This window comes from Stenotrophomonas maltophilia group sp. Smal17, from assembly GCF_030237045.1.
GTDB classification, from domain to species: Bacteria; Pseudomonadota; Gammaproteobacteria; order Xanthomonadales; family Xanthomonadaceae; genus Stenotrophomonas; species Stenotrophomonas forensis.
Window position 1 is genome coordinate 1 of sequence record NZ_JASJSU010000102.1, and the last position, 10,186, is coordinate 10,186.

Below are 10,186 nucleotides of genomic sequence, written 5' to 3' on the forward strand. Positions count from 1 at the left end.
CATTCAGCAGTTGCCGGCCAGCGGCCGGCACTACCGGTCACTCCACCGACAGCCCTTCCACCTTCTGCCAGCCACGTGGCAACAGGTGGCCGCGGGTGGCGCGGGCGCCGAGGTAGGCGTCCAGCTCGTTGAACTTCAGGCCCATGGTGCGCTGGCCGCTGCGCACCTGCAGGGTCTGCCCCGGGCTGATCGCCACGATGGCGACCACGCGTTCGGTGGCGAGCTTGGCCTTGGGGATCTCGATGATCTTGTTGCCCTTGCCCTTGTCCAGTTCCGGCAGGTCGTTGGCGGCGATCGCCAGCAGGTTGCCCGAGCTGGTCACCGCCACGATGCGATCAGTGGCGACGTTGGCAACCACCGAAGGGATCAGCACCGACGAGCCGGCCGACAGGTTCAGCATCGCCTTGCCGGCCTTGTTGCGGCCGATCAGGTTCTCGAAGCGGGTGACGAAGCCGTAGCCATGGCTGGAGGCCAGCACGAAGCGGGTGTCCGGTTCGGCGCTGGCCAGGGTGACGAAGCTGGTGCCCGGCGCCGGCGAGAAGCGGCCGGTCAGCGGTTCACCGTTGCCGCGAGCGGACGGCAGGGTATGCACCGGCGTCGAGTAGGCGCGGCCCTCGCTGTCGAGGAACGCGACCTGCTGGGTACTGCGCGCGCGCACCGCGCCCTGCAGGGCGTCGCCATCGCGGTAGGACAGGGCGGACGCATCGACGTCGTGGCCCTTGGCGGCACGGATCCAGCCCTTCTCCGACAGCACGACGGTCATCGGCTCGCTCGGCACCAGCTCGGTCTCGTCGATGGCCTGCGCGGCCTGGCGCTGCACCAGCGGCGAACGGCGTGCGTCGCCGAACTTCTTGGCATCGGCGGTCAGTTCGTCGCGGATCAGCTTCTTCAGCTTGGCCTTGCTGTCGAGGATGCCGAGGATCTTCTCGCGCTCCTTGGCCAGCTCGTCCTGCTCGCCGCGGATCTTCATCTCTTCCAGGCGCGCCAGCTGCTTCAGCTTGGTTTCCAGGATGTACTCGGCCTGGTCGTCGGACAGGCCGAAGCGCGCGATCAGCGCTGCCTTCGGTTCGTCCTCGGTACGGATGATGTGGATCACCTCGTCCAGGTTGAGGAACGCGACCAGCAGACCTTCCAACAGGTGCAGGCGGCGCTCGACCTTCTGCAGGCGGTGCTGCAGGCGGCGGGTGACGGTATTGCTGCGGAAGGTCAGCCATTCGCTGAGCAGCATCTTCAGGTTCTTCACCTGAGGACGGCCGTCCAGCCCGATCACGTTGAGGTTGACGCGGTAGCTGCGCTCCATGTCCGTGGTCGCGAACAGGTGGCCCATCAGCTGTTCGGCGTCGACGCGGTTGGAGCGCGGCACCAGCACCACCCGCACCGGGTTGGCGTGGTCGGACTCATCGCGGATGTCTTCCAGCCACGGCAGCTTCTTGGCGCGCATCTGCGCGGCGATCTGCTCGATCACCTTCGACGGCGACACCTGGAACGGCAGCGCCGTGACCACGATGTTGTTGGCTTCCTTGGTGAAGGTCGCACGCGCACGCACGCTGCCGTTGCCGGTCTCGTACATGTTCCGCAGATCGCTGGCCGCGGTGATGATCTCGGCGCTGGACGGGTAGTCCGGGCCCTGCACGTGTTCGCACAGGTCGCGCACGCTGGCCTCGGGGTTGTCCAGCAGGTGCAGCAGCGCGCTGACGATCTCGTTGAGATTGTGCGGCGGCACGTCGGTGGCCATGCCCACGGCGATGCCGGTGGTGCCGTTGAGCAGCAGGTGCGGCAGCCGCGCCGGCATCCAGGTCGGTTCCTGCAGGGTGCCGTCGAAGTTCGGCGCCCAGTCGGTGGTGCCCTGGCCCAGTTCGCCCAGCAGCACTTCGGCGATCGGGGTCAGCTTGGATTCGGTGTAACGCATCGCCGCGAACGACTTCGGGTCGTCGCTGGAGCCGAAGTTGCCCTGGCCCTCGATCAGCGGATAGCGGTACGAGAACGGCTGGGCCATCAGCACCAGCGCTTCGTAGCACGCGCTGTCGCCGTGCGGGTGGTATTTACCGATGACGTCACCGACGGTGCGCGCGGACTTCTTCGGCTTGGACGCGGCATTCAGGCCCAGCTCGCTCATCGAATAGATGATGCGGCGCTGCACCGGCTTCAGGCCGTCGCCGATGAACGGCAGAGCGCGGTCCAGGACCACGTACATCGAGTAGTCGAGGTAGGCGCGCTCGGCGTACTCGCGCAGCGGCAGTTGTTCGAATCCGTGGAACACGGGGCGGGCAAGTTCGGTCATGCGGCGTTGTTACCTGTTGTCGGGAGGCGGCGACGGCGGTCGCCGCTCGCAATCCTGTGATTATCCGGATGCGGCGGGGGATGCCAAGCCGCGCGCAGGGTCCAGCCCGGTTTCCAGGCCATGCCCGGCGCGTGCCAGGTAGCGCCCGGGTGGCAGCCCGAAGTGGCGGCGGAACACGGTGACGAAGGCGCTGGCGCTGCTGAAGCCCAGCGCATGGGCGATATCGGCCACGCTGCGGCCGTCGGTCAGTTGGCGCAGGGCCTCGGACAGGCGGGCCTGCTGCCGCCACTGGGCGAAGCTGAGGGTGGTCTCGTCGCGGAAGTGGCGGGTCAGGCTGCGCGGGGAAAGCCCGGCCCAGTGCGCCCATTCGGCCAGGCTGCGCTCGTCGGACGGGTCGGCCAGCAGCTGCGAGGCGATCTTCAGCAGGCGCCGGTCATGCGGCATCGGCAGGTGCATGCGCTGGCGCGGGGCGGTGCGGATCTCGTCCAGCAGCACGTCGATGATGTGCTGGCGCTCGGGCGTGGTGGCATAACCCAACGGCCATTCGCAGATGCGATCGGCCAGCGCCTGCGCCAGCTTGGACAGGCCCAGCACGCACGGATCGGAGGGCAGGGTGGAGCAGGCAGGCGCCGCCAGGGCCATGCCCCAGCCGCGCAACGGCCCGTCGAGGGTGACCGTATGTGGCTCCAGCGGCGGCATCCAGCCGGCCGAACCCGGCGCCAGTGACCAGGTGCCGTGCGAGGTGCGGGTGGTCAGCAGGCCGCGCTCGACACAGATCAGCTGCGCGCGCTGGTGATGGTGCCAGTCCACTTCGCGGACCAGGCCCTGCGGGCTGTCGAAGCGGAAGGCGACGACCGGTGGGCCATCGTTGCGCTCGAACCAGTCCAGCGCGTCGTCACGCAGCAGGCGCTTGGGAGGGGGGATTTCTGCCTTGTTCATCATATCCGCTGGCTGAAATGTGTCATCCATTGGCTGGATTGTACTACCGGGCCACCTGACCAGATCATTAAGGTAGGCGCCTTCACTGATCGAGCCCGCTGCTGCAACACAGCATTCGATGCCAGATCGAATATTTCCATTGAGAAATATTTTTTTTGGAAGAGAATGCTCCCCCATGATCTGTCCTGCAACCACTCCCCCCAGCTTCGGCCTGCTGCTGCGCCAGGTGCGCGACGGCCTGGTCCGCCAACTCGACGCGTCCATGGCTGAAGAAGATCTGGGCATCGGCTTCACCCACTACATCGGGCTGAAGGTGCTTTCGCACATGGCCCCCTGTACCGCCAACGAACTGGCCCAGGCCATCGACCAGGTGCCCAGTGCGGTCACTCGCCTGCTGGACAAGCTGGAAGCGCTGGGCTGCGTCCGCCGCGAGCCGCATGCGCAGGACCGGCGTGCACTGCAGATCGTGCTGACCGACGAAGGCCGCGCGCTGTGGGCGCGGCTGAAGCTGCGCGGCGACGCGGTGATGGATTACGCGCTGCGTGATCTTTCCGCCGATGAGCGCACGCTGCTGCTGTCCCTCCTTACCCGAATCCGCGATTCACTGACGACCCCATGAACCCGATCCCGCATCCCACTCTCCGCCGGTCCGGGCGCGCGCTGCTGGTGTCAGCGCTGGCCCTGGCCCTGGCCGCCTGCGCCAGCAGCCGCGGCCTCACCCCGCAGGGCCACGTGCTTGAGGTGGACAGCCTGCACAGCGAACGCACCCTGGCCGACACCGACCTGAGCGCCACCGGTTTCCCGGCGCAGGACTGGTGGAAGGCACTGGGCGACGCGCAGCTGGACGCGCTGGTCGCTGAAGGCCTCGCCGGCCACCCGAGCCTGGACGCCGCCGATGCACGCCTGCGCCAGGCCCAGGCCCAGGTCGGCACCGCACGAGCCGATCAGCTGCCCAGCCTGTCGGTTTCCGGTGGCTACACCGGCCTGCGCCTGCCCGAATCGATGGTCGGCAGCGAGATGGGCGGCCGCTACGGCGGCAGCAGCCAGGTTGCCTTCGACTTCAGCTACGGCGTGGACCTGTGGGGCGGCAAGCGCGCGGCCTGGGAAGCGGCCGTGGATGGCGCGCATGCCGCCACGGTCGAAGCCCAGGCGGCACGCCTGAACCTGTCCACCGGCATCGCCCAGGCCTACACCGACCTGGCCTACGCCTGGCAGCTCAATGACGTGGCCGAGGAAGAACTGACCCGCTCGCAGAAGTCGCTTCAGCTGACCCGCCAGCGCCGCAGCGCCGGCATCGACAGTGACCTGCAGGTGCGCCAGGCCGAGGCCCGCGTGCCGGCCGCGCAGCAGCAGGTGCTGGCCGCGCAGCAGCGCATCGACGCTGCCCGCACCGCGCTGGCCGCGCTGGTCGGCAAGGGCCCGGACCGGGGCCTGTCGATCCAGCGCCCGCAGCCGCTGAACCCGATGGCGTTGCAGCTGCCGGGTGTGCTGCCGAGCGAACTGCTTGGCCGTCGCCCGGATATCGTGGCTGCGCGCTGGCGCGTGGAAGCGGCCGACAAGCAGATCAAAGTCGCCAGGACCAAGTTCTACCCGAGCTTCAACCTGACCGCGCTGGCCGGCGTGGTCGCCCCGAACGTGGGCGATCTGCTGAAGAGCAGTTCCACCTTCGCTTACATCGGCCCGGCGCTGAGCCTGCCGATCTTCGAAGGCGGCAAGCTGCGCGCCAACCTGGCCAACACCGACGCGCAGTACGACCTGGCGGTGGCCAACTACAACCAGGCCGTGCTCGACGCGCTGCGCGACGTCGCCGACCAGGTCAATGCGGTGCGTTCGCTGGCACAGCAGGCGCACGCGCAGCAGCAGGCCGTGGACACCGCACGTTCGGCCTTCGACCTGGCCCAGCAGCGCTACCGCGCCGGCATCGGCAGCTACCTGGACGTGCTGACCGCGCAGTCCACCCTGCTGCAATCGCAGCAGCAGCTGGCCGGCCTGCAGTCGCAGCAGGTGCAGACCTCGGTGCGCCTGAGCAAGGCCTTGGGCGGTGGTTTCCAGCCCGCTGATGCCGACCGCGCCCCGATTGCCTCCCATTCCGATTCCTCGCATTCCTGAAGACCTCCGCCATGAGCCAGACCCAAGACACCGCGGCCCCGGCCGCCTCCAACCGCCGCGGCAACCTGCTGCGCGGCCTGTTCGTGATCGTCGTGCTGCTGCTTGCCGCACTGGCGCTGTGGTACTTCATGTTCGGTCGTTGGTTCGAAGAGACCGACGATGCCTACGTGCAGGGCAACCAGGTGCAGATCACCCCGCTGGTGGCCGGTACCGTGGTCGCCATCAACGCCGATGACGGCATGCGCGTCGAGCGCGGCCAGCTGCTGGTGCAGCTGGATCCGTCCGACACCTCGGTGGCGCTGCAGCAGGCCGAAGCCAACCTGGCCAAGACGGTGCGCCAGACCCGCGGTCTGTACCGCAGCGTGGAAGGCGCGCAGGCAGACCTGAATGCCCGCCAGGTGACCCTGAAGCGCGTGCGTGACGACTTCGCCCGCCGCAAGGACCTGGCCGCCACCGGTGCCATCTCCAACGAAGAACTGGCCCATGCCCGCGATGAGCTGGCCGCTGCCGAAGCGGCCGTGGCCGGTTCGCGCGAGACCGTCGAGCGCAACCGCGCGCTGGTCGACGACACCGTGATCGCCACCCAGCCGGACGTGCAGGCGGCGGCCGCGCAGCTGCGCCAGGCCTTCCTCAACAATGCCCGCGCCGGCATCGTCGCGCCGGTCACCGGCTACGTTGCCCGGCGTTCGGTGCAGGTCGGCCAGCGCGTGCAGCCGGGCAATGCCCTGATGGCCGTGGTGCCGACCGAGCAGATGTGGGTCGAGGCCAACTTCAAGGAAACCCAGCTGCGCCACATGCGCCTGGGCCAGGAAGTGGAGCTGAAGTCCGACCTGTACGCCGGTGACGTGAAGTACAAGGGCCGCATCCAGAGCCTGGGCCTGGGCACCGGCTCGGCGTTCTCGCTGCTGCCGGCGCAGAACGCCAGCGGCAACTGGATCAAGATCGTGCAGCGCGTGCCGGTGCGCATCGCCATCGATGCCAAGCAGCTGGCCGAGCACCCGCTGCGCATCGGCCTGTCGATGAAGGCCGAAGTGAGTCTGCGCGACCAGAAGGGCGAAGTGCTGCCGAGCGCGGCGGCCAAGGGCACAGTGTTCGACACCGATGTGTATGCCAAGCAGCTGCATGATGCCGATGAGGTGATCCACACGATCATCCAGGGCAACCTGCCGCAGCAGCAGGCGAAGGTGGGCTGAGGTCGCCATGTCCGCACAAGCTCCAGCCGCGCCCGGTGCTCCGGGCGCCCCGGCGGCGCCGGGTGCGGCCTCCGGGTTCCTGCCGCCCAGCGTCGCCCTGTGCACCGTGGGCCTGGCGATGGCGTCGTTCATGCAGGTGCTCGACACCACCATCGCCAACGTCTCGCTGCCGACCATCGCCGGTAATCTCGGTGCCAGTTCGCAGCAGGCGACCTGGGTCATCACCTCGTTCGCGGTCAGCACGGCCATCGCGCTGCCGCTGACCGGCTGGCTCAGCCGCCGCTTCGGAGAGCGCAAGCTGTTCGTCTGGGCCACGCTGGCCTTCGTCATCACCTCGCTGCTGTGCGGCCTGGCGCAGAGCATGGGCATGCTGGTGGTATCACGCGCGCTGCAGGGCTTCGTGGCCGGCCCGATGTATCCGATCACGCAGTCACTGCTGGTCTCGATCTATCCCCGCGAGAAACGCGGGCAGGCGCTGGCGCTGCTGGCGATGATCACCGTGGTGGCGCCGATCTGCGGCCCCATCCTCGGTGGCTGGATCACCGACAACTACAGCTGGGAATGGATCTTCCTGATCAACGTGCCGTTGGGCATCTTCGCCGCGCTGGTGGTGGGCAACCAGCTGAAGGGGCGCCCGGAGCAGATCGAGAAGCCGAAGATGGATTACGTCGGACTGATCACCCTGGTGATCGGTGTTGGCGCGCTGCAGCTGGTGCTCGACCTGGGTAACGACGAGGACTGGTTCTCGTCGATGAAGATCGTGGTGCTGGCCTGCGTGGCCGTGGTGGCACTGACGGTGTTCCTGATCTGGGAGCTGACCGACAAGGATCCGATCGTCGACCTGAAGCTGTTCCGCCATCGCAACTTCCGCGCCGGTACGCTGGCGATGGTGGTGGCCTATGCGGCGTTCTTCAGCGTGGCCCTGCTGATCCCGCAGTGGCTGCAGCGTGACATGGGTTACACCGCGATCTGGGCGGGCCTGGCGACCGCGCCGATCGGCATCCTGCCGGTGATCATGACCCCGTTCGTGGGCAAGTACGCATCGCGCTTCGACATGCGCATGCTGGCCACGGTGGCCTTCATCGTGCTGTCGATGACCAGCTTCCTGCGTTCGAACTTCAACCTGCAGGTGGACTACATGCACGTGGCCGGCGTGCAGCTGATCATGGGCATTGGTGTGGCGCTGTTCTTCATGCCGGTGCTGCAGATCCTGTTGTCGGACCTGGATGGTCGCGAGATCGCGGCAGGCTCGGGCCTGGCGACGTTCCTGCGTACGCTGGGTGGCAGCTTTGCGGCGTCGCTGACGACGTGGCTGTGGGCGCGGCGCACCCAGGTGCACCATGCCGACCTGACCGAGCACATCTCGGCCTATCAGCCGGGCATGCAGGACCAGGTGGCGGCAATGGGGCAGGGTGACCTGCAGCATGGCGCGGCGGTGCTGAACAACATGATCAACCACCAGGCATCGCAGATGGGCTTCAACGACATCTTCTTCCTGCTGGGTTGGATCTTCCTGGCGATCATTGCCTTCCTGTGGCTGGCCAAGCCGCCGTTCGGCGCCGGTGCAGGTGCTGCCTCGGCCGGTGGCGGGCATTGACCGACCGGTGTTGATGAAGAACAAGACCCCGCCGCAAGGCGGGGTTTTTGTTTGCGGCCTCATCGCGATGCATGCACGCGTCGCGCGGATGTGCCCGGATGACGGGCATGAAAAAACCCGCTTGCGCGGGTTTGATCATTTTCTGAGTCATGGTGCCCAGGAGAGGACTCGAACCTCCACGAAGTTGCCCCCGCTAGCACCTGAAGCTAGTGCGTCTACCAATTCCGCCACCTGGGCGACTCAGGGGACGAATTATGGGGAACGGCAGAAGATGTGTCAACAAGATTTCACGCTTTTTTCTGCGGCTGCACGCCCAGGTGATGCAGCAGGCTGCGCATCGCCGGCGACAGCTGCGTCCACTCGGCAAAACAGGCGCACAGGCGACGTTGAGCCCACGCATCGGCAAGCGGTACCGCGACAGTGTGCGTGCTGCGCCGATGCTGGCGGGCGATGGTACGCGGCACGATGCCGACCCCGATGCCGTGGCCGACCATGATGCACACGCCTTCGAAGGTCTTCATGCGGATACGCACGTCCAGGCGGCGCCCGATGTCGCGCGCCTGGTCTTCAATGTAGGTCTGCAGTGCATTGCCATCGGCCAGCGCAACGAAGGTCTCGCCGGCCACATCGGCGAAGGCCACGCTGCGCCGCGATGCGAGGCGGTGGTCTGCGGCCAGCAGCATCACCAGCGGATCTTCGGCCACCACATGCTGCTGCAGGCCGGCGGCATCGACCGCGTCGCTGATGATGCCGGCCTCGGCCTGGCCGGTACTGATCGCACGCACGACTTCAGGACTGGTCCGTTCCAGCAGTTCGACATGCAGGCGCGGGCGTTCGGCCAGCCACGGTGCGAGCCGCGCAGGCAGGTAGTTGGTCAGCGCCGCGGTGTTGGCATACAGGTGCAGGGTGCCGCGCGCGCCATGCGCGAACGCCTGCAGCTCGCCGCGCAGCTGCGCCTGCTGCCGCAGGATCAGGCGGGCATGGTGGGCGAGGGCAGCGCCGGCCTCGGTCAGGCTGACTCCGCGCGGGTGCCGGTTCAACAATGCCGTACCGGCGTCGGCTTCGATCGTGCGCAGGCGTTCACTGGCCGAGCCGAGCGCCAGGTTCGCCTGCGCTGCGCCGGCCGTGATGCTGCCGGCTTCGGCGATGGCCAGGAACAGCCGCAGGTCGGCGATGTCCATCCGCATGTCGTGCCCTCATTGCAACGCCCGAGCCTTCGGATCAGCCGAAGGCGAGGCCGGGAAGACCGCATTGTGCGCCGGGCGGTGGCCCGATCCAATGAAGGCATGAATGAATCGATGTACTTCTACGTGTTGCTGGTGGTGGTGTTCGTGCTGGCCGGCGTGGTCAAGGGCGTGACCGGGATGGGCCTGCCGACGGTGGCCATGGGCCTGCTCGGTGGCGCGCTGTCCCCGGTAGCAGCGGCGTCGATGCTGTTCATTCCGACCTTCGTCACCAATGCATGGCAGCTGGTGTCCGGGCCGTCACTGGGCCCCATCGTGCGGCGGCTGTGGCCGATGATGCTGGCGGTGGTGGTGGTGACGCTGGGCGCGGCCGCGCTGTTGGTGAGGGTCGATCGCACCTGGTCGCGCATGGCACTTGGCGTGGCGCTGGTGGTCTACGCGGCGTATGCGCTGCTGGCCTCGGTGTTCCGCGTGCCGCAGCAGTGCGAGCGTTGGCTGGGGCCGCTGGTGGGGGCGCTGTCGGGCGTGGTGACCGGTGCGACGGGTGTGTTCGTGATGCCGGCGGTGCCGTACCTGCAGTCGCTGGGATTGCAGCGCGAAGAACTGGTGCAGGCGCTGGGGCTGGCGTTTACGGTGTCGACGATTTCGCTGACCACCGGCCTGGTGCTGCACGGCGCGTTCGGTATCCAGCAACTGGGCCTGAGCGCGCTGGCGGTGATACCCGCGCTGCTGGGAATGTGGCTGGGGCAGCTGATCCGGCAGCGGATCAGTGCGCGGGTGTTCCGCGCCTGCTTCCTCGGGTTCCTGCTGCTGCTCGGGCTGGAGCTGGTGCTGCGGCCGTTTTTCTGAAGGCGTTCGTGCCCGGATCTTGTAGAGTCGAGCC

Annotated in this window: 8 protein-coding genes and 1 tRNA gene; 5 read left to right on the forward strand and 4 right to left on the reverse strand. The window is 67.6% G+C overall.

The window, feature by feature from the left end; genetic code table 11:
* Positions 1 to 37 precede the first annotated feature (37 nt).
* Positions 38 to 2,281 carry a DNA topoisomerase IV subunit A gene (gene parC, locus QRO93_RS18685; protein ID WP_053449228.1) on the reverse strand — a complete coding sequence of 748 codons (2,244 nt, stop codon included), beginning with the start codon at positions 2,279 to 2,281 and terminating at the stop codon, positions 38 to 40.
* A 60-nt stretch (positions 2,282 to 2,341) separates the two neighbouring features.
* Positions 2,342 to 3,223 (reverse strand): AraC family transcriptional regulator, encoded by an 882-nt coding sequence (locus QRO93_RS18690; protein ID WP_180878278.1) that lies wholly within the window; start codon positions 3,221 to 3,223, stop codon positions 2,342 to 2,344.
* Positions 3,224 to 3,395: 172 nt separating this feature from the next.
* Here QRO93_RS18690 and emrR point away from each other — a divergent pair, with 172 nt between their 5' ends.
* Genes emrR through emrB form a run of 4 tightly spaced genes read left to right on the forward strand, consistent with a single transcriptional unit; the run spans position 3,396 to position 8,119 of the window.
* Positions 3,396 to 3,839: a multidrug efflux system transcriptional regulator EmrR gene (gene emrR / locus QRO93_RS18695; protein WP_005408766.1), complete on the forward strand. Its 444-nt coding sequence runs from the start codon at positions 3,396 to 3,398 to the stop codon at positions 3,837 to 3,839.
* A complete protein-coding gene (emrC, locus tag QRO93_RS18700; RefSeq protein ID WP_180878279.1) occupies positions 3,836 to 5,329 on the forward strand; it encodes a multidrug efflux transporter outer membrane subunit EmrC in 1,494 nt (497 codons plus the stop codon). The genes emrR and emrC overlap by 4 nt, the downstream gene beginning before the upstream one ends.
* 11 nt (positions 5,330 to 5,340) lie before the next feature.
* The gene (gene emrA / locus QRO93_RS18705; RefSeq protein ID WP_180878280.1) at positions 5,341 to 6,522 is read left to right on the forward strand and encodes a multidrug efflux MFS transporter periplasmic adaptor subunit EmrA; all 1,182 of its coding nucleotides are present in this window, start codon (positions 5,341 to 5,343) and stop codon (positions 6,520 to 6,522) included.
* Positions 6,523 to 6,529: 7 nt separating this feature from the next.
* A complete protein-coding gene (gene emrB, locus QRO93_RS18710; protein WP_006427717.1) occupies positions 6,530 to 8,119 on the forward strand; it encodes a multidrug efflux MFS transporter permease subunit EmrB in 1,590 nt (529 codons plus the stop codon).
* Positions 8,120 to 8,269: 150 nt separating this feature from the next.
* Here emrB and QRO93_RS18715 read toward each other — a convergent pair.
* Both QRO93_RS18715 and QRO93_RS18720 read right to left on the reverse strand, forming a co-directional pair.
* Positions 8,270 to 8,356, reverse strand: a tRNA-Leu gene (locus tag QRO93_RS18715).
* Positions 8,357 to 8,406: 50 nt separating this feature from the next.
* Complete coding sequence (locus QRO93_RS18720) at positions 8,407 to 9,306, reverse strand: LysR family transcriptional regulator (protein WP_180878281.1); 900 nt, start codon at positions 9,304 to 9,306, stop codon at positions 8,407 to 8,409.
* A 99-nt stretch (positions 9,307 to 9,405) separates the two neighbouring features.
* On the opposite strand from QRO93_RS18720, the gene QRO93_RS18725 reads away from it, so the two are divergent.
* Complete coding sequence (locus QRO93_RS18725) at positions 9,406 to 10,152, forward strand: sulfite exporter TauE/SafE family protein (RefSeq protein WP_285304316.1); 747 nt, start codon at positions 9,406 to 9,408, stop codon at positions 10,150 to 10,152.
* Positions 10,153 to 10,186 lie beyond the last annotated feature (34 nt).